This is a genomic window from Verticiella alkaliphila, assembly GCF_018904615.1.
In the GTDB taxonomy this organism is placed as follows: domain Bacteria; phylum Pseudomonadota; class Gammaproteobacteria; order Burkholderiales; family Burkholderiaceae_B; genus Verticiella; species Verticiella alkaliphila.
Genome location: NZ_JADCNH010000023.1, coordinates 20,070 through 45,876, shown reverse-complemented (window position 1 = coordinate 45,876; position 25,807 = coordinate 20,070). Strand labels below are relative to the sequence as shown.

24 protein-coding genes are annotated in these 25,807 nt (G+C 65.9%); 11 read left to right on the top strand and 13 right to left on the bottom strand.

Annotated elements, in window-relative coordinates; translation table 11 throughout:
- The first annotated feature begins 7 nt into the window (after nucleotides 1-7).
- From IMZ29_RS14895 to IMZ29_RS14880, 4 genes are read left to right on the top strand one after another with little or no spacing between them, the layout of a single operon-like run.
- Nucleotides 8-3,154, top strand: coding sequence for a multidrug efflux RND transporter permease subunit (locus tag IMZ29_RS14895; RefSeq protein ID WP_216185504.1), 3,147 nt, complete (start codon nucleotides 8-10; stop codon nucleotides 3,152-3,154).
- A 4-nt stretch (nucleotides 3,155-3,158) separates the two neighbouring features.
- Nucleotides 3,159-4,559, top strand: a complete 1,401-nt coding sequence (locus IMZ29_RS14890) for an efflux transporter outer membrane subunit (RefSeq protein WP_216185502.1) — start codon at nucleotides 3,159-3,161, stop codon at nucleotides 4,557-4,559.
- 50 nt (nucleotides 4,560-4,609) lie between these two features.
- On the top strand, nucleotides 4,610-5,167 hold the full coding sequence (locus IMZ29_RS14885; protein WP_216185500.1) for a GNAT family N-acetyltransferase: 558 nt from the start codon (nucleotides 4,610-4,612) through the stop codon (nucleotides 5,165-5,167).
- Nucleotides 5,168-5,223: 56 nt separating this feature from the next.
- Nucleotides 5,224-6,129 (top strand): ion transporter, encoded by a 906-nt coding sequence (locus IMZ29_RS14880; protein WP_371820292.1) that lies wholly within the window; start codon nucleotides 5,224-5,226, stop codon nucleotides 6,127-6,129.
- Nucleotides 6,130-6,202: 73 nt separating this feature from the next.
- On the opposite strand, the gene IMZ29_RS14875 is transcribed toward IMZ29_RS14880, so the two are convergent.
- The 5 genes from IMZ29_RS14875 to IMZ29_RS14855 all read right to left on the bottom strand — a co-directional run bounded on the left by IMZ29_RS14875 (nucleotide 6,203) and on the right by IMZ29_RS14855 (nucleotide 9,662).
- Nucleotides 6,203-7,318 carry a mechanosensitive ion channel family protein gene (locus IMZ29_RS14875; protein WP_216185498.1) on the bottom strand — a complete coding sequence of 372 codons (1,116 nt, stop codon included), beginning with the start codon at nucleotides 7,316-7,318 and terminating at the stop codon, nucleotides 6,203-6,205.
- Nucleotides 7,319-7,557: 239 nt separating this feature from the next.
- The gene (locus IMZ29_RS14870) at nucleotides 7,558-8,001 is read right to left on the bottom strand and encodes a YeeE/YedE family protein (protein ID WP_216185496.1); all 444 of its coding nucleotides are present in this window, start codon (nucleotides 7,999-8,001) and stop codon (nucleotides 7,558-7,560) included.
- A 10-nt stretch (nucleotides 8,002-8,011) separates the two neighbouring features.
- Entirely contained in the window at nucleotides 8,012-8,443 is a 432-nt protein-coding gene (locus IMZ29_RS14865; RefSeq protein WP_216185494.1) for a YeeE/YedE family protein, read from the bottom strand.
- 4 nt (nucleotides 8,444-8,447) lie between these two features.
- Nucleotides 8,448-8,768, bottom strand: coding sequence for an ArsR/SmtB family transcription factor (locus tag IMZ29_RS14860; protein ID WP_216185492.1), 321 nt, complete (start codon nucleotides 8,766-8,768; stop codon nucleotides 8,448-8,450).
- A gap of 144 nt (nucleotides 8,769-8,912) precedes the next feature.
- Nucleotides 8,913-9,662 (bottom strand): SDR family NAD(P)-dependent oxidoreductase, encoded by a 750-nt coding sequence (locus IMZ29_RS14855; protein ID WP_216185490.1) that lies wholly within the window; start codon nucleotides 9,660-9,662, stop codon nucleotides 8,913-8,915.
- A gap of 82 nt (nucleotides 9,663-9,744) precedes the next feature.
- On the opposite strand from IMZ29_RS14855, the gene IMZ29_RS14850 reads away from it, so the two are divergent.
- Nucleotides 9,745-10,098: a hypothetical protein gene (locus IMZ29_RS14850; protein WP_216185488.1), complete on the top strand. Its 354-nt coding sequence runs from the start codon at nucleotides 9,745-9,747 to the stop codon at nucleotides 10,096-10,098.
- Nucleotides 10,099-10,114: 16 nt separating this feature from the next.
- Here the strand turns inward: IMZ29_RS14850 and IMZ29_RS14845 are convergent, their stop codons facing one another.
- Nucleotides 10,115-11,713 carry a cryptochrome/photolyase family protein gene (locus IMZ29_RS14845; RefSeq protein ID WP_216185486.1) on the bottom strand — a complete coding sequence of 533 codons (1,599 nt, stop codon included), beginning with the start codon at nucleotides 11,711-11,713 and terminating at the stop codon, nucleotides 10,115-10,117.
- Between the two features lie 292 nt (nucleotides 11,714-12,005).
- On the opposite strand from IMZ29_RS14845, the gene IMZ29_RS14840 reads away from it, so the two are divergent.
- The gene (locus tag IMZ29_RS14840) at nucleotides 12,006-12,455 is read left to right on the top strand and encodes a tripartite tricarboxylate transporter TctB family protein (RefSeq protein WP_216185484.1); all 450 of its coding nucleotides are present in this window, start codon (nucleotides 12,006-12,008) and stop codon (nucleotides 12,453-12,455) included.
- A 10-nt stretch (nucleotides 12,456-12,465) separates the two neighbouring features.
- Nucleotides 12,466-13,992 carry a tripartite tricarboxylate transporter permease gene (locus tag IMZ29_RS14835; RefSeq protein ID WP_216185483.1) on the top strand — a complete coding sequence of 509 codons (1,527 nt, stop codon included), beginning with the start codon at nucleotides 12,466-12,468 and terminating at the stop codon, nucleotides 13,990-13,992.
- Between the two features lie 60 nt (nucleotides 13,993-14,052).
- On the opposite strand, the gene IMZ29_RS14830 is transcribed toward IMZ29_RS14835, so the two are convergent.
- Both IMZ29_RS14830 and IMZ29_RS14825 read right to left on the bottom strand, forming a co-directional pair.
- Nucleotides 14,053-15,381, bottom strand: a complete 1,329-nt coding sequence (locus IMZ29_RS14830) for a HAMP domain-containing sensor histidine kinase (protein ID WP_216185481.1) — start codon at nucleotides 15,379-15,381, stop codon at nucleotides 14,053-14,055.
- Entirely contained in the window at nucleotides 15,378-16,091 is a 714-nt protein-coding gene (locus IMZ29_RS14825; RefSeq protein WP_216185479.1) for a response regulator transcription factor, read from the bottom strand. The genes IMZ29_RS14830 and IMZ29_RS14825 overlap by 4 nt, the downstream gene beginning before the upstream one ends.
- 255 nt (nucleotides 16,092-16,346) lie before the next feature.
- Between IMZ29_RS14825 and IMZ29_RS14820 the strand changes: the two genes are divergently transcribed.
- Nucleotides 16,347-17,393, top strand: a complete 1,047-nt coding sequence (locus tag IMZ29_RS14820) for a DUF1963 domain-containing protein (RefSeq protein WP_216185477.1) — start codon at nucleotides 16,347-16,349, stop codon at nucleotides 17,391-17,393.
- On the opposite strand, the gene IMZ29_RS14815 is transcribed toward IMZ29_RS14820, so the two are convergent.
- On the bottom strand, nucleotides 17,381-18,187 hold the full coding sequence (locus IMZ29_RS14815) for a helix-turn-helix transcriptional regulator (protein ID WP_216185475.1): 807 nt from the start codon (nucleotides 18,185-18,187) through the stop codon (nucleotides 17,381-17,383). The genes IMZ29_RS14820 and IMZ29_RS14815 overlap by 13 nt on opposite strands.
- Before the next feature lie 91 nt (nucleotides 18,188-18,278).
- Between IMZ29_RS14815 and IMZ29_RS14810 the strand changes: the two genes are divergently transcribed.
- Complete coding sequence (locus IMZ29_RS14810; protein ID WP_216185473.1) at nucleotides 18,279-19,721, top strand: MFS transporter; 1,443 nt, start codon at nucleotides 18,279-18,281, stop codon at nucleotides 19,719-19,721.
- Here the strand turns inward: IMZ29_RS14810 and IMZ29_RS14805 are convergent.
- The gene (locus IMZ29_RS14805; RefSeq protein WP_216185471.1) at nucleotides 19,684-20,646 is read right to left on the bottom strand and encodes an AraC family transcriptional regulator; all 963 of its coding nucleotides are present in this window, start codon (nucleotides 20,644-20,646) and stop codon (nucleotides 19,684-19,686) included. The genes IMZ29_RS14810 and IMZ29_RS14805 overlap by 38 nt on opposite strands.
- Before the next feature lie 96 nt (nucleotides 20,647-20,742).
- On the opposite strand from IMZ29_RS14805, the gene IMZ29_RS14800 reads away from it, so the two are divergent.
- Complete coding sequence (locus tag IMZ29_RS14800; RefSeq protein ID WP_216185469.1) at nucleotides 20,743-21,483, top strand: SDR family oxidoreductase; 741 nt, start codon at nucleotides 20,743-20,745, stop codon at nucleotides 21,481-21,483.
- Here the strand turns inward: IMZ29_RS14800 and IMZ29_RS14795 are convergent.
- Both IMZ29_RS14795 and IMZ29_RS14790 read right to left on the bottom strand, forming a co-directional pair.
- Entirely contained in the window at nucleotides 21,480-22,190 is a 711-nt protein-coding gene (locus tag IMZ29_RS14795) for a hypothetical protein (RefSeq protein WP_216185467.1), read from the bottom strand. The genes IMZ29_RS14800 and IMZ29_RS14795 overlap by 4 nt on opposite strands.
- Before the next feature lie 28 nt (nucleotides 22,191-22,218).
- Nucleotides 22,219-23,163 carry a LysR family transcriptional regulator gene (locus IMZ29_RS14790; RefSeq protein ID WP_216185465.1) on the bottom strand — a complete coding sequence of 315 codons (945 nt, stop codon included), beginning with the start codon at nucleotides 23,161-23,163 and terminating at the stop codon, nucleotides 22,219-22,221.
- A gap of 209 nt (nucleotides 23,164-23,372) precedes the next feature.
- On the opposite strand from IMZ29_RS14790, the gene IMZ29_RS14785 reads away from it, so the two are divergent.
- Nucleotides 23,373-24,581 carry an MFS transporter gene (locus IMZ29_RS14785; protein WP_216185463.1) on the top strand — a complete coding sequence of 403 codons (1,209 nt, stop codon included), beginning with the start codon at nucleotides 23,373-23,375 and terminating at the stop codon, nucleotides 24,579-24,581.
- Between the two features lies 1 nt (nucleotide 24,582).
- Here IMZ29_RS14785 and IMZ29_RS14780 read toward each other — a convergent pair whose 3' ends face one another.
- A complete protein-coding gene (locus IMZ29_RS14780; protein WP_216185461.1) occupies nucleotides 24,583-25,782 on the bottom strand; it encodes a type 2 periplasmic-binding domain-containing protein in 1,200 nt (399 codons plus the stop codon).
- Nucleotides 25,783-25,807 lie beyond the last annotated feature (25 nt).

Genomic DNA, 25,807 nt, shown 5'->3' with positions numbered 1-25,807 from the left:
GTCTGGCATGCCGCAGTTCTTCATTCATCGCCCGGTGTTCGCCTGGGTGATCGCGCTTTTCATCATTCTGCTCGGGCTCATCGCGATTCCCCAGTTGCCGATCGCCCGGTTTCCTTCCGTGGCGCCCCCCTCGGTCAGCATCTCGGCCACCTACCCGGGTGCCACGCCGCAGGCCATGAACGATTCGGTGCTCAGCGTCATCGAGCGCGAGCTGTCCAGCGTCAAGAGCCTGCTGTACTACGAATCCTCGGCCGATTCGTCCGGCAGCGCCGAGATCACGGCGGTATTCAAGCCCGGCACGAATCCGGAGATGGCGCAGGTGGACGTGCAGAACCGCCTGAAGGCCGTCGAGGCGCGCCTGCCGCAGGTGGTGCGCCAGAACGGCCTGGGCGTGGAATCGGCATCGTCGAACTTTCTGATGATGGTGGGGCTGAAATCCGACGACGGGCGCCATGATGGCACGGCGTTGAGCGACTACATGGCGCGCAACATCGTCGAGGAGCTGCGCCGCATCGAGGGCGTGGGACGGGTGCAGCTCTTCGGCGCGGAGCAGGCGATGCGCGTCTGGGTGGACCCGGCCAAACTCGTTGCGTTCAGCGTCTCGATGAACGACATCAGCGCAGCGATCACGCAGCAGAACGCGCAGATTGCACCGGGGCGCGTGGGCGATGCACCCACGATCCCTGGCCAGAAGGTCTCGACGCCGTTGACCGTGCAAGGGCAACTCGAGACGCCCGAGGCGTTTGCGGCCATCGTGCTGCGGGCCAATCCGGATGGCTCCAAGGTGACGTTGGGCGATGTGGCCCGGGTGGAGCTCGGCGCGCAATCCTACGGCTTTTCCACGCGCGAGGACGGCCGAGTGTCGACCGCAGCGGCCGTGCAGCTCTCGCCGGGCGCGAACGCGGTGCGTGTGTCGGACGCCGTGATCGCGCGACTGGCCGAGTTGAAGCCGACCCTGCCGGTGGGCATGAGCTATTCCACGCCCTTCAATACAGCACCCTTCGTCAAGGTCTCGATCCAGAAGGTGGTGATCACGCTGATCGAAGCGATGGGCCTCGTGTTCCTGGTGATGTTCCTGTTCCTGCAGAACATCCGTTACACCGTGATCCCCGCCATCGTGGCGCCCATCGCCTTGCTCGGCACCTTCGCCGTGATGCTGGCGTCAGGCTTTTCCATCAATGCGTTGACGATGTTCGGCATGGTGCTCGCCATCGGCATCATCGTGGACGATGCCATCGTCGTCGTCGAGAATGTCGAGCGGATCATGGCCAGGCACGGGCTCGCGCCCAGGGAGGCCACGATCCAGGCGATGCAGGAGATCACCGGCGCGGTGATCGGCATCACGCTGGTGCTCACCGCCGTGTTCATTCCGATGGCCTTTGCATCCGGTTCGGTGGGCGTCATCTACCAGCAGTTCGCGTTGTCCATGGCGGTGTCCATCCTGTTCTCGGCGTTCCTCGCGCTCACCCTGACGCCGGCGCTGTGCGCCACGCTGCTCAAGCCTGTCGCCCCCGGGCAACATCACAAGCGCGGCTTCTTCGGTGCGTTCAATCGTGGCTTCGAGCGGATGACCGCGCGCTATACGGTTGGCGTTCGCCGTTTGCTCGCGCGCAGCATGCGCACGATGTTGGTCTTCGCGGTGCTGGTGTGGGTGCTGCTGGTGGCCTTCCGTCAATTGCCGTCGTCCTTCCTGCCCGAAGAGGACCAGGGTTACTTCATGACGTCGATCCAGCTGCCGGCCGATGCCACGGCAGAACGCACGCTCGACGTGATCCAGCGCTACGAGCAGCATGTGGCCTCGCGCGCCGGGATCGCGTCCAACATGTCGATTCTCGGGTTTGGCTTTTCCGGATCGGGGCCTAATGCCGCGATGGCATTCACCACCCTGAAGGATTGGGGCGAGCGCAACGGCGCGACGGTGCGTGACGAGGTCGCGCAGGTGGACAAGGCCATGGCTGCAGCGCAAGAGGGGACCGTGATGAGCATGATGCCACCGGCGATCGACGAACTGGGCAACAGCGCGGGCTTCACGATGCGACTGCAGGACCGCGCCAATCAGGGGCATGCCGCCCTGCAAGCGGCCGAGGCCCAGCTGCTGGCGCTCGCCGCGAAAAGCCACGTGCTTGCCGACGTCCGGCCCGATGGTCTCCCGGCAGGCGCCAGCGTGCGCCTGGACATCGATCGGGCCAAGGCCCAGGCGTTCGGGGTGTCGTTCACGGACATCAGCGAGACGCTCTCCAGTGCGCTGGGCTCGGCGTATGTGAACGACTTTCCCAACGCCGGCCGCATGCAACAGGTCATCGTGCAGGCCGATGCGCCGGCGCGCATGCAGGTCGACGACGTGCTGCGGCTCTATGTGCGCAACGCGAGCGGCGGCATGGTGCCCTTGTCGGAGGTGGTGACGCCCACCTGGGCCGAGACACCGTTGCAGTTGGTGCGCTACCAGGGCTTTCCGGCCGCACGCATCTCCGGCGCCCCCGCGGCTGGCGCCTCCAGCGGACAGGCGATGGCCGAGATGGAACGGCTGGTGGCACAACTGCCGCCGGGCTTCGCCGTCGCATGGACGGGGCAGTCCTTGCAGGAGCGGCAGTCGGTCGCCCAGGCCCCGCTGCTGATGGCGTTGTCCATGCTCGTGGTGTTCCTGGTGCTGGCGGCCCTGTATGAAAGCTGGGCCATCCCGCTGTCCGTGATGCTGGTGGTGCCGCTGGGTCTCTTGGGTGCGGTGGCAGCGGTGCTGCTGCGCGGGCTGCCCAACGATGTCTTCTTCAAGGTTGGCATGATCACCGTGATCGGGCTCTCGGCCAAGAACGCCATTCTGATCGTGGAGTTCGCGCGGCAGTTGCGCAGCCAGGGCAGAGGGCTCGTGGAGGCAGCCGTCGAGGCAGCCAGGCTGCGTCTGCGCCCCATCCTGATGACGTCGTTGGCGTTCACGCTGGGCGTGGTGCCGTTGATGATCGCCTCGGGTGCCAGTGCGGAAACACAGCACGCCATCGGCACGGGCGTCTTCGGCGGCATGGTCACGGCCACCGTGCTGGCGGTCTTCTTCGTGCCGGTCTTCTATGTGGTCGTGATGGGCTCTCAGGAGCACGTCCAGCGCTGGCGGCAAGCCCGCCGGTCACGCCGTGCGCCCACGCGCTCCCACCTGGAGGGCTGATGTCATGAGATCCCTGTTGCTCGCCCTGGCGCTGGTCGTGTCCGGCTGCTCGCTCACGCCGACGTTGACGCTGCCCGACGCCCCGGTGCCGGGCGCCTACCCAAAGACGCCGGCTGAGTCGGCGTTCCCGCCCGCGGCCGACATCGGTTGGCAGACGATGTTTCCCGATCCCCGCCTGCAGCGCCTGATCGCGTTGGCGCTGGAGAACAACCGCGACTTGCGCGTGGCCACGCTGAATGTCGAGGCGGTGCATGCGCAATACCGCATCCAGCGCGCGGCCGGGTTGCCTGCCATCGCCGCCACCGCGGGCGCGACCCGCCAACGGTCGGCTGCCGAAGGCCGGGGCCGGGATGGCGCAAGCGCCGCCCCCGGCGTGGCCGATCAGTTCATCACGAACGTCGGGCTGAGCGCCTTCGAGGTCGATCTTTTCGGCCGCGCCCGCTCGCTGTCGCAGGGCGCCTTCGCGCGCTACCTGGCCAGCGAAGAAGGGCGCACCACGGCGCACATTGCCTTGATCGGTGCGCTCGCCGACGCCTACCTGGCAGAGCGGCTGGCGCTGGCGCAACGGGAGCTGGCCGAGCGCACCCTGAGCGACTGGGAGCAGTCCCTGGCGGTCGCCCGGTTGCTGCAGCAAGGTCAGCAGAACAGTGCCGTGGATGTTGCCCAGGCCGAGGGCCAGGTGGCGACGGCCGAGGCAGACATGCAGGCCCGCACCCGCGCACTGGCAAAGGCGCAGAATGCCCTGCGTCTTTTGGTGGGCGCAGACCTGCCGGACGATCTGCCCGAGGGACTGCCGCTGGACCAGCAGCCAGTGCTGACGACGTTGCCGGCGGGCCTGCCCTCCGATCTCCTCATCCGCCGGCCCGACATTCGTCAGGCTGAACAGAACCTGATTGCAGCCAACGCCGACATTGGCGTCGCTCGAGCCGCCTTCTTCCCGCGCCTGTCGCTGACGGCCACGCTGGGCTTTGCGAGCCCAACGCTGGGCGCACTCTTCACTGGCCAGCATCGGCTCTGGAGTTTCTCGCCTCAGATCACACAACCGCTCTTCGAGGCTGGCCGGCTGCGCGCCGAACTGCGTCTGGGCGAGGTGCGCACGTCCACCGCCGTGGCCGAGTACGAGCGTGCGATCCAGACGGCATTTCGCGAGGTGGCCGATGGGCTGGCGGGACAGCAGACGTACGGGCGCCAGATCGAAGCCCAGGCGCGCGTCGTGGCCAGCGCGCGACGCCGTGCCGAGCTTTCCGAACTGCGCTACCGCGCGGGCCTGGAGGGGCGGCTGGAGCTGCTGGATGCCCAACGGCAACACTACGCGGCCCAACAGGCCCTGTTGGACGTGCGTCGCGACGCCTTCGGCAGTGCCGTGGCACTCTATCGAGCGCTGGGTGGTGGCGTCGTGCCCTGAACTTGCTGACAGCCTTCGTCGAGAATTCGATTCCCTGATACTCAACACCCATGATGCCCATCGACACCCCCCGCCTCGTCCTGCGCCGCTTCACGCCGCACGACGCGGCAGATCTCTTCGCCTATTTGCATGAGCCCACCGCGAGTTGCTTTCTGTCGCTCGCACTGCCCACCCTGGCCGATGCCGAGCGCGAAGCCGAGAAGCGCAGCAACGATGACACCGCCATCGCTGTGTGCTTGCGCGACACGGGCAAGCTCATCGGCGATCTCTTCGCACATCCCGAGGGCGATACCGTCTCGGTCGGCTGGAACTTCCATCCGGCCTTCGGCGGGCAGGGCTACGCGTTCGAGGCTGCAGATGCGCTGTTCGCCTGCCTGTTCACGGAGAAGGCGGCGCGCCGGCTTTACGCCTATGTGGAAGACACGAACACGCCATCATGGAGACTGTGCGAGAAGCTCGGCATGCGCCGGGAGGGCGTCTTCAAGGAGTTCATCGCGTTCACTAACGACGCCCAGGGCAATCCGATCTACGAGAACACGATGCAGTACGCACTTCTTCACCGTGAATGGGCGTCGCAACGCGGGCCAGGGCGCGCGACTGCGCCGTGATGGCCGCGTCGTGGCTATGCTAGTCTCGACCATCGCCTGACTTTGCCGCACCTCCCGTGATACGCCAGAACATTGCCCCGTCCCAGGAGGCCATCGCCGACGACCTCGGCAAGCCACTCTCCGGTTGGCGGCTCAAGCTCTACACCATCATCTTCGAGGCTGACACGACGGCCGGCAGACGCTTCGACCAGTGGCTGATCGTGATGATCCTGCTGAGCCTGGTCGTGGTGATGCTCGACAGCGTGGACGAGATCGCGATGCGGCACGGGGTGCTGCTGCAGCAGCTCGAATGGGGATTCACCGCGCTCTTCACGGTGGAATACATCGCGCGGCTGATCTGTGTGCAGCGTCGATGGCGATATGTGCGCAGCTTCTACGGCATCGTCGATCTGCTGGCAGTGCTGCCCACCTACGCGGCACTCCTCTTTCCCCAGTTTTCGTTCCTCATCGCGATCCGCACCTTGCGGCTGATGCGGGTGTTCCGGGTCTTCAAGCTCACGCGCTACGTCGAAGAGTACGTGATGCTGGGCCAGGCCCTGCGCAGCAGCAGTCGCAAGATCCTCGTGTTCCTCTCGGTGGTCCTCATCGTCGTGCTCGTCATGGGCACGCTCATGTTCATCATCGAGGGCCCCTCGCGCGGCTTCACCAACATCCCGACCAGCGCCTACTGGGCGATCTCCACGCTGGCCACGGTGGGCTATGGCGACATCGCGCCCCAGACGCCACTGGGGCGCCTCATCGCCGCCTTCATGATGCTGCTGGGCTGGGGCGTGCTGGCGGTGCCCACCGGCATCGTCACGGTCGAGATGACCATGGCGAACAGAGAGCGCGAGCAAAGGGTGACGACGCGCACCTGCCATCAGTGTCTGACCGAAGGCCAGCGGGCTGACGCGAATTATTGCTTCCGATGCGGCGCCAAACTGCCGCCGTATCAGCAGAGCGACAAGAATCTGACAGCCTGAGGCTGAGGGCGCGACCCGCGCCGCCCGCTCAGCCTTTCTGATGCAGGGCAAGGCTTCACTCGCCTGAGTCTTTTCAGGCCGCGACGGGCACGTCTGCCTGCGGGCGGTGTGGGGTCGGCACCGACGCCACGTGGATAGTCTGCGTCGGAAAGGCAAAGTCCACGCCCAGTGCCGCGAACTCGGTCATCAGCTGCAAGTTGATCTCTTGCTGGATGTCCATGTAGGTGTTGTAGCCCGCATCCAGCACGATGTAGACCGTCTCGAAATCCAGTGACGAATCCCCGAATCCCTGAAAGTGCGAGCGATCGAAGCGGGTTTTGTCCATGCCACGGATGATGCGCTCGACAATGCCTGGCACTTGGCGCGCCTGCTCGGCGGTGCAGTCGTACGTCAAGCCGAACTTGAAGACCACGCGCCGCTCGCTCAGGCGCTTGTAGTTTTGCACGGTGCTGCTCAGCATGGCCGTGTTGGCCATGACGATCTGTTCGCCGCCCAGGCTGCGGATGCGCGTGGTCTTAAGACCCACGTGCTCGACGGTGCCGGATTGCGACCCCACAACGATGAAATCGCCCACTTCGAACGGCTTGTCCACCGCAATCGACAACGAAGCGAAGAGGTCTCCCAGGATATTTTGCACGGCCAGGGCGACAGCGATGCCGCCCACGCCCAGGCTGGCCACGAAGGCGGTGATGTTCACGCCAAGGTTGGACAGCATGGCGAGCAGCAGGATAGCCCACAGGAATACCTTGGCGCCCCACATCATGAGCGAGGCGAGCGCGCTCAGTTGTGGCTTGGTCACACCGGCCGAGCGGCTCACATAGTGTTCCATGCCCAGTGTGATGGCCCGATTGGCCCATAGCGCCACCTGCAGGGCAACGACGATGAACCACAAGCTGCTCACGCGTTCCATCCAGCGGGGAGGCAGATCCAGCAGCCCCACGCCAATCAGGATCGCCACGAGCCCGATGAGGGTGTTGCTCGTGCCGCCCACCACCACGGCCGCCACGCGACCGAAGAGCGAGTCGGTGTGTTCAGCCGCGTGCGCCAGGCGGCGACGCAGAAAGCTCACCACGATGCGCAACGCGAAGAACGCGATGATCATCACCGTGAAAGCAATCAACCAGTTCGCCACGGTGACGGTCAGAAAGCGCGTGTCGAACAGCAGTTCGCTAAGGGATTCTCGATTCATGGGGCAGATGCCTGGAAGTGACGGTTTGGGATACCGCTTAGCACACAGCTTGCCCGAGCGCGTGCACGCGGCTCGCGAGCCGCTCCGCGCTGGCATATGAGGTTCGGCCGGCTTGGGGTCGTAGTCGAGCACGGTATCAAGCAACGCGCATTGTCGCGTGGCTTGGTCCAGGACGATGTGGCTGACGGTTGACGTCGCCGTGTCGAAGAAGCCTTCGATGTGGAGGCTGTTCTGATGGGTCATGGTTGCCCCTCTTTTGAGGATTTCGCGACACGGCGCCGCTCCAGGTATTCGAAGATTCCCATGCCGATGAGCATCGCCACGACGAACACGACGGCTTTGCGCTCACCCATGCCCAGAGCCACGAGTGCAGGGCCCGGACAGAAGCCCGCGATCCCCCAGCCAATACCGAAGAGCAGGCTGCCGCCCACTAGGCGACGATCGATCTGCCGGCTGGAGGGAAGCTCCATAGGCAGCCCAAGCAGGCTGTGCGTGCGGCGCCTGGCCCACGCAAACGCAAACACACCGACCGCAATGGCGCCCGCCATGACCAGCGCGAGCGAGGGGTCCCAGGGGCCGGCCACATCCAGGAAACCCAGTACCTTGGCAGGGTTGGTCATGCCCGAGAGCATGAGGCCCAGTCCGAAGATGAGTCCAGCCAGCGAGGCGATGATGAGATGCATGACGCGTGCCTTAGGTCAGGAGGTGGCGGACGACGTACACAGTGACGATGCCCGCGCCCATGAAGACGGCGGTTGCCACGAGCGAGCGAAGCGACAGGCGCGAAATGCCGCAGACGCCGTGTCCGCTGGTGCAGCCAGCGCCGTAACGGGTGCCCACGCCCACGAGCAGGCCGGCGGCCACCAGGGCGGCCCAGCCGGCATCGATCTGGAACTGGGGCAAGTCGGTGACGAGTCCGTACACGACCGGTGCAAGGACGAGGCCCCCGAAGAACACGAGGCGCCAGCCAGCACCCGTTGCCGGCCGGCGCAAGAGCCCGCCCAGAATGCCGCTGATGCCCGCGATGCGTCCAGTGAACAGGACAAACAGGGCGGCAGCCAGGCCGATCAGCGCGCCGCCAGCCAACGCGGAGCCTGGTGTGAAGGAGAGCCAGTCAATCGTCATCAGATCACTCCTTTGGGCAGTAGAGCAGGTACAGCAGTTCAAGGATCTTGAGCGCGCGTGCATCGGCCACACGGTAGTAAATCTGCTTGCCCTCGCGGCGGGTATGGACGACGTCTTCCTGGCGCAGGACGGCAAGCTGTTGCGACAACGTGGGCTGGCGAATACCCAGCGTGCGTTCAAGGTCACCCACGCACATCTCCCCCTGGGACAGCTGGCAGAGCAGCAGAAGGCGATCTTCGTTGGCGAGTAATCGCAGCGTGCTGACCGCCGTGCCGGCGGCTTGGCGCAGGGCGTCGGGTGGGACGACGACAGCTGAGAGGGACATGGCTGGAGACGAGAGGCCGAGACAATGCCAATATTATATAAAAAAATATAATGTTAGATAGTAAATTGAAGTGGCGTGACGCCGTGCAGCGTCAACGCGCTTTCCTCGTTGGCGCGGTCCCCACTCGCGTGAGCCCCACGGAGCTCACAACCCGCCCGCCACCCGCAACACCGTGCCCGTCACGTAGGACGACCGGGGCGACAGCAGCCACACGATGGCCTCGGCGATCTCCTGCGGTTCACCAGCCCGTCCCTGCGGGATCCGGGACGCCACGCGCGCTGGCTTGTTGGCGTCGCCGGCGATGGCATGGATCTCGGTCAAGCTGGTGCCCGGCGAGACGCAATTGACCCGGATGCCATGGGGCGCGAGCTCCTTGCCCAGCCCCAGGGTAAAGGTTTCGACGGCAGCCTTGGACGCGGCGTAGTGCACGTATTCCCCGGGCGAGCCAAGCGTGGCCGCGGCAGACGACACATTCACGATCACGCCCGGCTGGCCCTGCGCCAGCCAGTGCCTTACCACCGCCTGGGTGAGGGCATACAGACCGAGCACGTTGACTTCCAGCACGCGGCGCATGGTGTCCAGGGCCGTGTCGGCGAACGTGCCGAGCGGGCCGGTGATGCCGGCGTTGTTCACCAGGCCGACCAGGGGCGCGGCGTCGGGCGGCATCTGCGCCAGCACACGCTCTGGCGCATCGGGGGCGGCCATGTCCGCCTGGACCGCCCAGGCACGGCCACCCAGCGCGTGCACCTGTCGCACCACCGTCTCGGCCGCCTCAGCACGCTCCCGGTAGGTAAAGACCACGTCGTGGCCCTCACGGGCGAGGAGGAGGACGGCCTCTGCGCCGATGCCGCGGCTGCCGCCAGTGACCAGCACGGTCCCGGATGCGTTGCTCATATGGGTGTTCCTCCGCGAGTGATGTCAGGCGTGACGCGGTGTCGCCTATCTATTGTCTAGGAACTGCTATAGCCTATCCGTCATGACCGAAGACGACGCCCTGCGGGCGATCTACCTACGCGATGATCCTGTACCACCGCATATCGTCCCTGGCGCCACGCGCGCCAGCCTGTGCGTGGACATCCGCGACGAAGACCTCGTGGCGAGGACCGAACAATGGATCCTAGCGTACGTCGATCAGCTGACGTGGGTGCACAACACGGGCTGCGGCTGTTGCGTGATCGGGTGGGACATCGAAGGGCCGCAGGCGGTGGTGAAGACGGCCCCCGTCGAGGCGGCAAGCGAGTGGTTGCCGCCGACGTCAGTCGCTGACCTGCCACCTGTGTCATCTTCACGCAAACCTGGCTGGCTGACCCGGTGGTTGCGCAGGCGTTAGAAAAGGGGCGCTGTATTTATAGACGGTCGACGTCTCGGCGCACTAGCGCGGCATGCTGTTGGATGGCCCCTAGCTGATCCTCCGGCATCTTCTCGAGCTGCCTATACACCATGCGCAACCGTGGATTGTCCTGGAAGACGTCGGCGTGGCGCGCGAAGAAATCCCAGTACAGCGCGTTGAACGGACAGGCGCCGTCTCCTGTCCTCTGCTTCGGATCGTACGCACAGCCACGGCAGTAGTCGCTCATGCGGTTCACGTAGGCCGCACTGCTCACGTATGGCTTGGTAGCGATCACGCCGCCATCGGCGCGCTGGCTCATGCCGAGGGTATTCGGCAGCTCCACCCATTCGAAGGCGTCAATGTAGATGCCCAGGTACCAGTGGTGCAGCTCCTTCGGATCCAGCCCTGCCAGCAGGGCGAAGTTGCCAATCACCATCAGCCGCTGGATGTGATGAGCGTGCGCCGTCTCCAGGGACTGAGTGATCGCCAGGTGCAGGCAGCGCATGCGGGTGTCGCCACTCCAGAACCAGTGCGGCAGCGGGGTGTGATGGCCCAGGGCGTTCTGCGCGTCGTACCCCGGCATGTGCGACCAGTAGATCCCGCGCACGTATTCGCGCCAGCCAATGATCTGCCGCACGAAGCCCTCCGTGGCCGCGAGCGGGGCCTTGCCCGCGCGAGAGGCGTCTTCGGCGCGCTGCACCACCTCCAGCGGATGCAGCATTTTCACGTTGAGCGCAAAGGACAGGAGCGAGTGAAAGAGGCGTGGCGCCTCGCTCGCCAGGGCGTCTTCATAAGCGCCGAAGTTTGGCAGGGCGGTGTCGATGAAGGCATCGAGGCATTGCAGGGCCTCCTCGCGATTCACGGGCCAGCGCATCGCGGCAGCCTGCGGGTTGCCGAAGCTCTTTACCCCGGTTTGCTCCACCATCGCCCACAACGCGCTGTGGTCGTGGGTAGGTCGCCAGTCCGGAGGCTCAGGCGGTGTGCCCGGCCAGCGTTTGCGGTTGTCATGGTCGTAGTTCCACTGGCCGCCTTCGGGCTTGCCCTGCGGCGTGAGCAGCAGTTGCCAGCGGCGGCGCATCTGGCGGTAGAAATCTTCCATCAGCCATTGCGGCCGTTCGCCCATCATCTCGGCAAGATCCCCACGGCCCGTCAGGAAGTGTTCCGTGTCCACTGCCGTGCAGGCCAGATCATGCGACGCGCCCCAGTCCGCGAGCGCGCGATCCAGTCGCCATTCGTCTGGCTGTTGCCACTGCACCTGCCGCGCCTCGTAGTGCACCGCCAGCGCGTCCAGATTGCCGGTGATGGCCTGTCGATTGCTCGGATCATCCAGCTTTACGTAGCGCACGCGGTGACCAGCGGCACGCAGCTGCCTGCCGAACTCGCGCATGGCGGCGAAGATCGCGAGGATCTTCTGCGCATGGTGCAGCACGTAATCCGTCTCGCTGCGCACCTCCATCAGCACATAGACGACCTCTGGGTCGACGTGGCCGAACCAGCTGTGATGCGGGTTGAGTTGATCGCCCAGCACCAGACGCAGCGTGACGGCGGGCGCAGTGGCGCGCGGCTTGCCAGCCGGTTGGGACGTCTTGCAGGGGATGGGGGCTACGCCCGTCATGCTGTGCTGTAGGAAGTACGTGATCCGTATTCCGGAGCCGCGCCGCAGGTTTCAGACCCGACAGGTGAGAGCCACCCTGTGTGCGCGAACTCAGCGGTTGTCCCCGCAGCTTGCCGGCTTACGGCTAACCCTGCCTCGGCGGGTCGTCGATCCAGGTCTTTTCGCCAACATGACCAATCGGTCATGAAACGCTAACTTGACGCGTGTTGCCCGCCCGAAGGGATAATGCGGCCGACGTTTCGTGCATCTTGCCGGAGCTGCAATCGGCAAAAATTCCAAAGGAGACACCGACATGCGTCGAGTCGATTACCGCGACTTGATCGGCGGCGTATTGATTACGCTGGCCGGCATCGGGACCATGTACCACTCACTGACCGCGTTCCAGGTGGGCACGCTCGCCCGCATGGGGCCGGGCTACTTCCCCGCCCTGGTGAGCGGCCTTCTGATCCTCTGCGGTCTGATCATCATGATCCCCGCCTTCTTTCGCGCTGGGGTGATGCCGAAGCTCGAGATGCGGCCGCTCGTTTTCATCAGCCTCTCCGTGCTCGCGTTCGCGCTGCTGCTCGTCCCGTTCGGCATGATCCCGGCCATCATCGTGCAGACCTTGCTGTCCGGCATGGCCGACAGCAAGCTCTCCTGGAAAGGCTCGCTCGTGCTGGCCGCGAGCGTGGCTATCCTCGCGACCCTCATCTTCAAAGTGGGTCTTGGTCTGATTGTGCCGGTCATCGCCTGGCCCTGGTAGGAAGCATACGATGGATGGTCTTTTCGGCAATATCGTGCTCGGTCTCGGGACCGCGCTCGCCTGGAACAATCTTCTCTGGTGCGTGGTCGGGGTCAGCCTCGGCACGCTGATCGGCGTGATCCCCGGGGTCGGGACGCTCGCGACGATGTCGCTGCTCTTTCCGATCACCTATCACCTGGACCCCACCGCCGCGCTGATCATGCTCGCGGGGATCTGGTATGGCAGTACCTACGGCGGCTCGACAGCCTCGATCCTGCTGAACTTGCCCGGCACCCCGGCCAACGCGGTGACGTGTCTGGACGGCTTTCCCATGGCCAAGCAGGGGCGGGCTGGCGTCGCGCTGCTGATGACAACGGTCGCCTCCTTCGTCGGGGCCAGCGCCGGCATCGTGCTGCTGATGCTCTTTGCCGAGCCCATCGCCAGCGTCGCGTTCAAGTTCGGTCCTTCCGAATACTTCGCGATGATGGTGCTGGGCCTGGTCGCCGCCTCGGTCGTCTCGTCTGGTTCGGCCATGAAGGGCGTCACCATGGTCGTGGCAGGCGTCATGCTCGGCCTCGTCGGCACGGACGTGAACTCGGGTGTGTCTCGCTTCACCCTCAACTTCCCGGAGTTGATGGACGGTGTGGGCATCGTGGCGCTGGCCATGGGGCTGTTCGGTATCACCGAGATCATCGCCAGCGTGAACCACGTGAAGGCGGCCGATCGCGAGGTCGACGTCTCGATGAAGTCGATGCTGCCCACGCGGGATGAGGTCAAGCGCTCCTGGAGCGGCATGGCCCGGGGGTCAAGCATCGGTGCGATGCTGGGCGTGCTGCCCGGTGTCGGCCCCACCGTGGCGGCCTTCATGGCCTATGCCGTGGAAAAGCGCATGTCCAAGCACCCCGAGCGCTTTGGCCACGGCACCATCGAGGGCATCATGGCGCCCGAGACGGCCAACAGCGCGTCCGACATGGCCTCGTTCATCCCCACGCTCACCCTGGGCATCCCGGGCAGCGTGACGATGGCGCTCATCATCGGTGCGCTGATGATCCACGGCATCCAGCCTGGCCCGAGCATGCTCACCGAGCAGCCCGCGATGTTCTGGGGCCTGATCATGAGCTTCTGGATCGGCAACATCCTCCTCGTGATCCTGAACGTGCCGATGATTGGCGTGTGGGTCCGCGTGCTGACGATCCCCTACCACATCCTTTACCCGGCGATTGTCATGTTCGTCTGCATCGGGGTGTATGGCGTCAACAACAACGTCTTCGACGTGTATGCGGTCATGTTGTTCGGCATTGCCGGCTACATCCTGCGCGTGCTGGCCTTCGAGCCCGCGCCGCTGCTGCTCGGCTACGTGCTCGGCCCCATGCTGGAGGAAAACTTCCGGCGCGCCATGCTGCTGGCCCGGGGCGACATCGGCGCGGCGTTCGTGTCGCGTCCGATCAGCCTGTGGCTGCTCGTCATCACGCTCGTGCTGCTCGTGTGGGGTATCTGGAGCACTGTGCGTCAGCGCTCCGCCGTGTCGATCGCCACGGAATCGGTCAAGTCCAGCTGAGGACACGCTGGCTCGGTCAACCCTCGGGTTCCGAGCCAGCCGCAGATCGGTTTTCCCAGATCAGGCTTGCGGGTTGATCGGCAGTGAGACGATTACCCGCAACCCAGGCCGCGCATCCGAGAAGGCCAGGGTGCCGCAGTGCAGGCCGACAATGCTCATCACGCTCGTCAGGCCCAGGCCGTGTCCTTCGGAGGACGGATCCGAGCGATAGAAGTGCTTGCCCAGATGTTCGTGTTCAGCGGCATCGATCCCCGGGCCATCATCCTCGATCACGATGCGTGCCGTCGACCCTAGCCGCGTCACCGCCACGCGCACCTCCCGATGCCCATACTTGACCGCGTTGTCCACGAGATTGGCGAGCGCACTGGCAATCAGGTTGGCATCGCCATGCAGGGTGATGTTCTCCAGCGTCGTGCACGTCAGACGCTTCCCCCTGTCCTCGGCCAGCGTCTCGTACATCTCGATCACGTCGTTCACGATGACGCCCAGATCACAGCGCTTGAACGTGCGCCGCTGGATGCCCGCTTCCATCTCCGCGATCTGCAGCAGCTTCTCCAGCAACACGTTCAGCGTCTCGATGTTCCGGATGGCCTGGCGATTGGCCTCCAGCACCGCTGCCTGAGGCGTGCCCGGCTGCTGCGCCTCGCGCAGCGCGCCCACGGTGCGGGTGAGCGGCGTGCGAAGATTGTGCGCGATGGTGTCCGAGATGTGCCGCGCACTCTTCATCAGGAGCTCGATGCGGTCCAGCATCACGTTGATGTCGCCGCTGAGCAGCGTGAACTCGTCGTCGCCCGTCGCGGCCGGGATCCGGTTCGACAATTGTCCTGCCCCGATCTTCTGCGTGATGCGCCGGATGTGGTTGACGCGGTGGGCGAGTTCACGCCGAAAGAGATAGGTGCCGACGAGCACGAGGATCACGGCGAGCAGGATAGCCGCGGCGGCTGCTTTGCCAATCAGCGAGGAGATGTTGCCGATCTCCGTTGACGGGTGGCCAATCACGAGCGTCTCGCCGCCCGCCAGCCTCTGCGTATGCAGGTGTCGGTGCGTTGGAGAGAAGGGGGAGACGATGCTCGCCAGGTCCAGATTACCGGTAAGCCTGCGGCCATTCTCATCGTTGAGCAAGTACACCTTGCGATCCGCGGCAATACGGTCCGATAGCGTGAGCTCGATGGCTTCAACCAGCGCGTCGCGTCCACCATCTTCGTAGGCGACTACGAGGCGCTGCGCGGTGGCATCGATCTGGCGGGTGTATTCGGCGCGCAGGGCAGCGAGAAATTGCACCGAGATGAAAGCGATCAGGATCAGCGTCGTCAGCGTCGCGAGCAGGCCGTAGTTCAGCGTCAGGCGAAACGAGATCGAGTTCCAGAGGTGCTTGAGGGGCTGACTCATGGGTTGCAGGAGCCGGCCTGGCCAGGCCCATGGGTATCGGACAGGATGTAGCCCGTGCCGCGGATCGTGTGGATCAAGGGGACAGCCGAGCCGCCATCGATCTTGCGGCGCAGCCGGCTCACCTGGACGTCGATCACATTGGACTGCGGATCGAAGCTGTATCCCCAGATCGTCTCGAGCAGCATGGTGCGGGTGATGATGCGATGGGGGTTGAGCATGAGATACACCAGCAGACGGAACTCCTGCGGCTGCAGCGATATCGGCGTGCCCGCGCGCTGGACCTTCTGCGTGGCGACGTTGACCACCAGATCCGCGATACGCAGCTCCTTGGTCTCGAGCTCGGGGCGCGTGCGTCGGATGAGGGCGTCCAGCCGGGCGACGAGTTCAGAGAACGAGAAGGGTTTGACGAGGTAGTCGTCGCCGCCCGCGCGCAGCCCGTCGACCCGATCATCCACGGCCGAGAGCGCGCTGAGCACAAGGACCGGGGTCTTCTTGTTCAAGGCCCGCAGCGTGGACAGGATGGAGAGCCCATCCACGTGGTTCGGGAGAATGCGGTCGAGGATGATGATGTCCCACTTGTCCTTCATGGCGTTCTCGAGACCGCTCACGCCATCCGGGCTCACCGTCACCATATGGCCGAGTTCCGTCAGGCCGTTGGACAGATAGCGCGCATTGTCTTGGTCGTCTTCAATCAGGAGGCACTGCCACATAGAATGTCCAATCGAAAATAGTGAGGGGCGTGCGCGGCCCTGGCGCGCCGCACGGCCTGACCAGATGATACTGGCCCACGCCAAGGCAGCGTCTGGAGACGGCCGGTGGGCATCACCGTGGGCGGCCCCGCGCGTTTGCATGGGGATGCGGCTTTCACATTCACTTCCTTTTTGTCGCGGACAGAAAAACCCGTGCCGGGTTGAAATCTCAGCGACGCTCGGCGGCGGGCGATACAACCAGAGGATGCCTTCACGATGTTCGACGCACCCGACTTGGCAGTGCAGGCCATGCAGACGTTCTTCACGCCCCATCAGGTGCAACAGGTCGCGCAGGCACTGGTGCCTGCCATCGGGCTCGAACCGACGACGCACGCAAGGGCCTCCCGCCTGGGCGGTGTCCCCGAATTGCCGGAGGGCAGCCCGTGGCCGCGGCCGGATCTGCCGGCCGACATCGAGGCGATCGCCAAGCGTGGCAATCCAGACGCGGCCAAGGAGATGCGCGCACATCTCGAGAAACGCCTGCCGTTTGCCTTCATCGGCCAGATCGATCTGGCCGAAGCCCATGCCCTGGGCGAGGTGGCCGAGCCCTTGCCGTCGCAGGGCCGCCTGCTCTTCTTCTATGACTTGTCGGTGGGCCCCTGGGAATCCGGCTCCCGCGTGGCGCGCGTCATGTGGGTGGATGCTCCGGCCGCGGCGCTTCGGCCGCTGGCCATGCCGCCGGATCTGGTGGAAGCGGCGCAGGCCGAAGCCCGGATGCATGAGGACATTCGCCGCGAGTTCAATCAGCCAGCGCCCGAGGCACCCCAGGGCACGAACTATGGCGCGCCGGCGCGACCGGTGTCGCTGACGGCAGGATGGGGCGTGCCGGATCCGGCCTCGTTGGAGATGGCCGGGCTCCCGGCATTGCAGGCCTATTACCGTGGCGAGTCCCAGGACGAGGCGGCAGAAGCCTTTGCCGAGGCCTACGACGAGATGCGCGACAGCCTCGACCTTGCCTATCCCGCCGAGCGCTGGCGACGCCACCAGCTACTCGGTAGCCCGACGCCCGAGCAGGACGATCCGCGTTTTCAGGCGGTGATCACCACCGAGTTTGGCGAGGAGTTCCTCGATCGCGACACCTGGAAGCGCGAGCGCAGCCGCATTTTCACGCAGGCCCAGGACTGGCGCCTGTTGCTCCAGGTGGACCTGGCGGACTGGAGTGGCGGCAGCCTGGGCGAGGGCACGGTGTACTTCGTGATCCGCACCGACGACCTGGCTGCTCACCGCTTTGACCGGGTCGTGGCGGTGTATCAACAGACCTGAGGGCAGGGCGCTTCCTGCCTGGCGTACACCACCAGGCGTAAATGCCTGTCAGCATCGATCGTGAGCGTGGTGTGTTCGTATATCTGGAGGGCGCCCTCGATGCGCAGGCGCCGCTGCCCCTCGCACGGCGCGTGGACGTCCTGTCGATCCCACGCCGTGCGAAACGCCGGTGACACGTCGCGCAGCGTCTGCACGAGCGCCACGGTGTCCGCATCCTGCGTGGCGCGCACGTAATCCCGACGAAAGCTGCTCAGCATCGCGGGTGCTTGCGCTTCCCAGTCATCGAAGCGCTCGCGCAGCGTCGGATCCGTAAAGAGCAGCCACAGCAGGTTTCGGTCAGCGGGCGGGTGTTGATCAAACCCGAACAAGGCGTTTGCCGCAGTATTGGCGACGAGCACATCCCAGCGCAGATTTAACACGTATGCCGCGTGCGGGGCCAGATCATGCATCAAGCGCGTGACGAGGTGCGGCACCACACACCAGGTCTTGCCGGGCTCGACCGGCGGGCGGCCGTGCACCAGGAGAAAGAGATGGCGGCGCTCGGCCGCGTCCAGGCGCAGCACACGCGTCAGATTGTCCAGGAACGCCGCCGACACGCTGATCTCGCGTCCCTGTTCCAGCCACGTATACCAGGTGAGACCCACCCCGGCGAGGGCGGCGACTTCTTCGCGACGCAGCCCTGGCGTGCGTCGGCGTGTGCCGGTGGGCAAGCCGACGTCATCGGGCGACACGCGCTCGCGCCTCGCGCGCAGAAACGCGGCAAGCTCCTCTCGGGTGCGGTCAAGACGAGGCATGATTGCTGGTAGTAATAGTATAAGTGGCTAAATTGTAATGGCCTAAATGCGGCCACAGAATGGCGGCCTCTTCACCTCACCGGCACAGGCCATGTCGCATGCTTCCGCTGTCCACGCTCGTTCGCCCCGGCCCTGGTTGGGGCTGGCTGTCCTGCTGCTTGCAGGCTTCGTCACGATCTTCGATCTCTTCGTGGTCAACGTGGCCATCCCCAGCATGCAGTCGGACCTCGGGGCGAGCTTCGCGCAGATCGGGTTCATCGTGGCAGGCTACGAGTTGGCGTTCGGGGTGCTGCTGATCACCGGCGGGCGCATGGGTGACATGTTCGGTCGCCGTCGACTCTTCATCGTGGGCATGGCCGGATTCACGTTGGCCTCGGCGCTATGCGGTTTGGCGCCCGACACCGGGGTGCTGATCGCGGCGCGTGTGCTGCAAGGGCTGGCAGCCGCCCTCTTGTTCCCACAGGTCTACGCCACGATCCGCGTGAGCTTCGATGGCGCCGATGGCCGCAAGGCGTTTGGCCTGCTGGGCATGACGCTGGGCTTGGCGGCCATCGCCGGGCAGGTGCTGGGCGGCTGGCTGGTGCACGCGGACCTCTTCGGCTGGGGCTGGCGCAGCATCTTTCTCATCAATGTGCCCATCGGGGCCGTGGCCATTGCCGTCGCACGCTGGGTGCCGGAATCTCGGGCACCGCATGGCGTGGGTCTGGATTTGCCGGGCGTCATCCTGGTGAGTGCCGCGCTTGCTTGCCTGCTCGTCCCACTGCTGGAAGGACCGGGCCAGGGCTGGCCTCTGTGGACTGGGGCATCGATCGCCGGTGCCGGCGTGCTGCTGCGTGCCTTCTATGTGCAGCAGGAGCGTCGGCGCCAGACCGGTGGCGTGCCGTTGGTGGACATGCAGCTGCTCACGCAGCGCGGCTTTGGCCGCGGCACGCTGCTGGTGATGCTGGTGTACTCGACCTCGAGCTCGTTCTTCCTGTGCTTCGCGTTGCTGATGCAATCCGGGTTGGGGTTGGACCCGTTCGCCGCTGGACGTCTCTTCGCGCCGTGCAGCGTGGCCTTCGTCGCGGCATCCCTGATGGCACCGAGGTGGGTGAGCCGCTGGGGCACGCGCGTGCTGGCCGTCGGTGCGTTGATGTACGCGGTGTCGTTCGGTGTGCTCATCGTCCAGGTGCATGTCCCCGGTGCGAGCCTCGTGCCTGCCCATCTGATTCCCACGCTGGTCGTGGTTGGCGCTGCCCAGGCCGTCATCATGACGCCCTTGCTGAACCTGGTGCTGGGCTTCGTCGATGCACGGCAGGCCGGCATGGCCTCAGGCGTGATCTCTACCGTGCAGCAGGTGGGCGCTGCGCTGGGCGTGGCTGTCGTGGGCATCCTCTTCGCCGCCGCGCTCGACGCGGACGGTGCCACCGCGACGGCTCATGCACGGGCCTTCGTCTGGGGGATGTCCTATAACCTGGCGGCGGCTGTGCTGGTATGCGGCCTCTTGTGGACGTTGGTCAGGCGGCGGCCATCGATGGCAGGAGGCGAGGCGTAAGCAGGCCGACATCCTCGCTGGCGGTGTCGCGCAGCGCTTGTGTGGCATAGCGCCGGGGCGGCATGCCCACATGCCGCGTGAAGGCAACGCCAAACGTGTTCACCGAGCGGTAGCCCACGCGCTCTGCGATCTCGGCCACGCTGGCCTGGCCTTGTCTGAGCAGGTGCTTGGCCAACGCCATGCGCCACGTGAGCAGGTAGGCCATCGGTGCCATGCCCATGACGCGCTGAAAGCGCTGGAAGAACGCGGTGCGCGACAGCGCTGCTTCGTCGGCGAGTTGTTCCACCGTCCAGGCACGCGTGGGCGCTTCGTGCAGCCGGCGCAACGCGACAGCAAGCCGCTCGTCCGCGAGCCCGCGTAGCAGGCCAGACGACGCCGAGGTACCTGCGGTGGAGCGCAGCGCCTCGACGAACAGGACCTCCAGCAAGCGCGCGAGGATCACGTCGCGCGCAGGGCGCTGCGCGCGGCACTCGTCGGTCACCAGCTGCACCAGCGTGGTGAGCCGCGGCTCGCCCCGCACGTGGATGAGCCGTGGCAACAGCGGCACGAGCAGGGATGCGTCGGGCGCGCCAAAGACGCAATAGCCCACGAGGTATCGCACGTCCGGCGGCCCATCGGGCTCGCCCAGGCGAAACTCGCCATGGCCCAGCGCCACCGGCACGGAATCGGTGTCTTCCGGTGCCGACTCGAGGCTGGACATCGAGAAGCCTTGCGTGGACGGGATCAGGATGAAGTCGCCCGGCTCGAGGACGATGGGCGCCTGTCCTTCGGCGTCCAGCCGGCAGCGGCCTTCCAGATTCACGCCATAGAAGGTCTTGTCCGGCTCCGGGCGGTGAACACGCCAGCGTCCCGCAGCGCTCACCACCTTGGAGAAGGGCGCGCCCGGCTGAAGCAGTTGCACCATCTCGGCCAGTGGATCGGTCATGGCTGTACGTTGAGAACAATAAAAAGGATTTTCTATTGTAGATAGTACGGATCATGCGGTCTACAGTGCGTCTACCGACACTTGAAGAGGCGCATCATGAAAACCATCCTGATCACGGGCTGCTCGTCCGGCTTTGGCCTGGAGACCGCCCGGCACTTCCTCGACCACGGCTGGAAGGTGGTCGCCACGATGCGTACGCTTCGCGCGGATCTCCTGCCATTGTCAGAACATTTGCGTGTATTGCCGCTGGACGTCACGGATGCCGAAAGCATCCGCCGGGCGGTGGCGCAAGCCGGGCCGATCGACGTGCTGGTGAACAACGCTGGGATCGGCATGCTGAACGCGCTGGAAGGCACGCCGATGCCGACCGTGCGCGACGTGTTCGAGGCCAATACCCTCGGCACGATCGCGATGATCCAGGCAGTGCTGCCGCAGTTTCGCGAGCGTGGGGCGGGCACGATCGTGAACGTCACGTCCAGCGTCACCTTGATGCCCTTGCCCCTGCTGGCTGTCTACACGGGCAGCAAGGCGGCGGTGAACGCGTTCAGCGAGTCCCTGGCTTTGGAGCTCGAGCCCTTCAACATTCACGTCAAGCTGGTGCTGCCGGGCCGCGCGCCGGACACCCGCTTCGGAGACAACGCGCGCGCCCGGATGGGAGCCATCCCCGAACCGTATGCCAACCTGGCGCAGCGCGTATTCGCCGGCTGGGCCGCGTCGAGCGAGCCCGTGACCGAGACCCCGGACGTCGTGGCCGCGGTATGGCGTGCGGCGACGGATCTGTCCTGCCCGATGCACCTGTCGGCAGGTGCGGACGCCGTGGCATTGGCCGGCCGTTAAGGCGCGGGCAGCGGCAGTGCGACACGCCTGTCAACGCTGGTGAGTGAGGCGCTGAGCATCCCGGGGTGGCCGACCTCGGGTTTCCCCGGCCATTCACTGCCGGGTATGGGCATGCGTATCGGTTGTGCCGGACGTTCAGCCGCGGGCACGAAACGGTACGTCTTGCGTGTGCCATCCTGCATGCGGTCGAACGCGCCGAGATAGGTGCCGGGCTTGCGGTCATCCGGCAAGTGTCGAGGGCTGCTCACGCTGGCGTCATGCAGGTGCAAGGCGACGGCGCCGAATCGGTCGTACAGCACCAGGGTGTGGTCGTCGATCTGGTAGACATGCATGTGACCGCCGCCGCCGCTGTCCAAGGGCAACGGGGCTCGCCCGACCTCCCGGCCATCGCGAACGACGACGATGGCGCGCCGGTATTCACCCAGGAAGATGTGGGCTGCTCGGCGCTCGAGGACCACGGTATTGCCGCTGACGTCGACGGTCATCGGCGTGCTCACGGGGGCATTCACGAAGAAAAAGTCGCCAACGACCAGGGCGATCGCGAGCAGCACCAGGGCAACGGGCGTCAGGACGATCAGCAGGATGCCGATCCCGAGCCATTTGAGCCAGCTCATCGCCCGCGTGGGCGGCTTGGCGGGCTCTCGAAAGCGACGCTGCTTTGCCTCCCAATCCTCGCGGATCCAGACCCAGGGCGGCTTGAATGGCATACAGGAATTCCTTGTCAGAGCCAGTGCGTCATCGCGAGTTCGTGGGTGCAGAGTTTGCCGAGAAGCGCTGCATGTACTGCTCGCGCGCGAAGGTCTCGACCACGAAGTCCACGAACGCGCGGGTCTTGCCGGGCAGCAGATCCCGGCTCGCGTAGTACAGCGAGATCACGCCGGCCTCGGCCCACCAGTCCGGGAGCACGCGCACGAGCTCGCCGCTCGCGATGCAAGGCTGCACGTCGCACACGGCCGCGAGCGCCACGCCCAGGTTCAGGCGCACGGCCTGTCTCACCGCGGCGGGTTCGTTGACGACGACGCTCTCGCGCAGCGCGGCGCTGGCCTCGTCGCCCTGGGCGTTGCGCATCGTCCAGGTGCGAATGCGCCCGGACGTCTGCGAGCGCAAGGCGATGCCGTCCAGGTCGATGAGGTCTGTGGGATCGGTCGGCGGCGCCCGGCCTGCAAGATACGCCGGGGAGGCCACGGCAATGATGTGCACCGGCGCCACGGTGCGAGCAACGACGCCGGGCGTCAGTTCGAATCCACCGCCGATGGCCGCGTCATAGCCTTCGGCCACCAGGTCCACCGGGCGGTTCTCGAAGTGCCATTCCGGCCGCACGCGCGGGTAGCGTTGCAGGAACTCGGGCAGCAAAGGCAACAGCCAGTCCATGCCGAAGGCTGGCGCCACGCTGATCTTGAGGACCCCCGCGGGCTGGCCGTCGTCGTGCGCGACGCCTTGAATCGCGTTCTGCAGCGACTGCAGGTTGTTGCCGATGGCAGCGAGGAAGGTGTCGCCAGCCTCTGTGAGCGTGAGCTTGCGCGTGGAGCGGTGAAAGAGCCGCACGCCCAGGTTGCGTTCCAGCATGGCGACGTTGCGGCTCACCGCCGCGGGCGTGAGTGCCAGGCGGCGGGCGGCGGCCGAGAAGCTGCCGCACTCGGCGCTGCGCACGAAGGATTCGAGATTGGTAAGGGTTTCCACGCCGGGATCTTATCCGAATGCTTGAAAATGATCCAAGTCTTTCCCGACTAATCAAGCGGCAATGAACGCGGCAAAGTCTCGTCCTTGAAGGGTTCCGCGATACCAGGACGGACCTGCAACCCCGGTGGCGTTGTTCCCTTCGCTTCCCCTGGCCGGTGGCGGCCCCACGTACTGAACAAGGCCTTCGGCGGGCGCCGAAGAACGCACATATGTCTGATGTTTCTGTCTGCGCGGCGCCAGCCGCGCCTGCCTCTCCCCTCGACGCGGCCTGGTGGGCCGTCTTTTCCCTGGCCTTCGGCGTATTCGGCCTGGTGACGGCCGAGTTCCTGCCGGTCAGCCTCCTGACCCCCATGGCGCTCGAGCTGGGCGTCTCCAACGGCCTGGTGGGCCAGGCCATCACGGCCACCGCCGTGGTGGCCGCGCTCGCCGGGCCGCTGCTCATCCTGGGGGCGGGGCGGCTGGATCGCCAGAAGATCGTCTGGGTGCTGATGGGCATGCTGATTCTCTCCAGCATCCTGTCGGCCTACGCGACGAGTCTGGCCGTGCTGCTCGTTGCCCGCGCTCTGCTGGGCTTTGCGCTCGGCAGTTATTGGTCCATGATGGCGGCGCTGGCGTTGCGGCTCGTGCCCTCCGCGCAGGTGCCGCGCGCGATCTCGCTCATCTTCATGGGCGTATCGGTGGCCACCGTGTTCGCGGCGCCGCTGGGTGCCTATCTCGGGGATCTCTGGGGCTGGCGCGCCACGTTCCTGGCGGCCTCGGCAATCGGGGCCGTGGCGCTGGTGCTCCAGGTGATGACGCTGCCCAAGCTGCCGCCCAACGCGGCCCCGGGCCTGGCCTCGCTCAAGATCACGGCGTCGCGCCGATCGGTGTTGATTGGTCTGGGCGCCACCTTGCTTGTCGTGTCCGGCCATTTCGCGGGCTTTACCTTCATCCGGCCGTTTCTCGAGCTGGTGCCGCGCATGGACGTCGCTACCGTGTCGCTCGTGCTGCTGGCGTTCGGGCTGGGCGGCTTTCTCGGGAACGTCGCCGGCGGTGCCATCGCAGCACGCAGTCCGGCGTGGGCCGTGGCCAGCGCCGCGTTTCTCATTGGCGGTGTTGCCCTGGTGCTCAGCCTGATCGGAGACGTGCCGAGCGTGGCCTTTGCCGGCACGGCGCTATGGGGTTTCGCCTTTGGCGCGCTGCCGGTAGCCATCTCCACCTGGACGGCGCGCGCCGCGCCGGATCATGCGGAAAGCGCAGGCGCACTCCAGTCATCGACGTTCCAGGTCGCCATCGCGACGGGGGCGGTCCTGGGCGGCGTCATCGTCGATGGCCTCGGCCCGCGTGGCGTGCTCGTCTATATGGCGCTTGCCGCGTTCGTCGCGGCCGGTGTGATGGTGGTGGCCGGCCGGGCGCACGAGCATCGACGCATGGGCTAGGTCACCCCGGCAAGGCGCGCAACATGCCGGTCAGCCGTTCGCGCGCCGCAGCGTCCAGATCGTTGGCGGCCAGCGCCGCGTCGATGGCAGCCCGGGCCCGCGCCGGGTGCTCGAAAAGCCGAATCTCCACCAAGCGGTTCAGCCGTTCGTCGTCCATGCGTGCCATCAGGCCGACCAGCACCCCCAGGGTGCGCGGATCGTCTCGCATGTCGCTCGTCAGTGTCATCGCCAGATCGGCGGCGACCTGGGCATTCTGGGTCTGAGCCAGGTAGTCGAGCAATGTGGTGCGGCCCACTTCGCCCATCTCTGCCCACGCCACGGCGATCTCGCGCCGCTCCTCAATGCGTCGCGCCGTGTCCATGGCTTCGTGCAAGGCCGTCGCCGTGCGTGCGCTGCCATCGTTGTTCTCGCGCACCGCGATCACGGCAAAGAGCAGCTCCATGTCCGTGCGAGCGGCGGCCAGGTCGCGCAGCGCTGCGTCGAGCAGTTGCGGGTCACGGATGCCGGCGTCTTTCAAGGTGCGGGCCGCGGCCTGCCGGGCTTCGGGACGGTCCGAGGCCACCAGCGTCCTCAGGTCCGCCACGACGTCGTCGGGGAGCGGCGTGCCCCGAAGGATGCGGGCGACATCGCCGCGAAAGCGGTCGTCCGTGCTCTGTCGCAGCGCGGCGTGGATCACGGGGAGTGCCGCGGGTGCCGTGGAGATCACCGCTGACGTCGTGGCACGCAGGCCCGGATTTCCGGTGTGCGCGAGCACGGTCAGGAGCGACGGCACCAAAGCCGTGGTGTCCACCCCCTGGCGTGCGAGACTGCCTGCAAGGTTCGCGAGGTTAGCTCGCAGCCGCAGAGACTCGGTGGCATCGAGCGCGGTAGCCATCGCAGGGATGAGTTCGGGCGGTGTGTCGATCGACGCTGCTTTCACGCGGGCCTGGGCATAGAGCAGCCCGAGAAGGTAAGTGATCTGCTGGCGCTCGGCATCGTCGCCGGGCGCGGCCAGACGACGCGTGAGTTCCGGGACTGCCTGCCCGCCTTGCAGGAGGAGGGTGCGCAGGGCGGCATCGCGCTGCTCGGGCGCATCGGTCTGAGGCAAGGCGGCGAGGGCCGCTGCCACCGCCTCTTCTGCCGGATCGGCAGCTATCGAGGGGGCGGCGAGGGCGAGACAGCCCGCAAGTGCGAGGGCGCGAAAGCAGGGCGGGGCAGGCATCGAACCTCCACGAGTTGGCAGACCG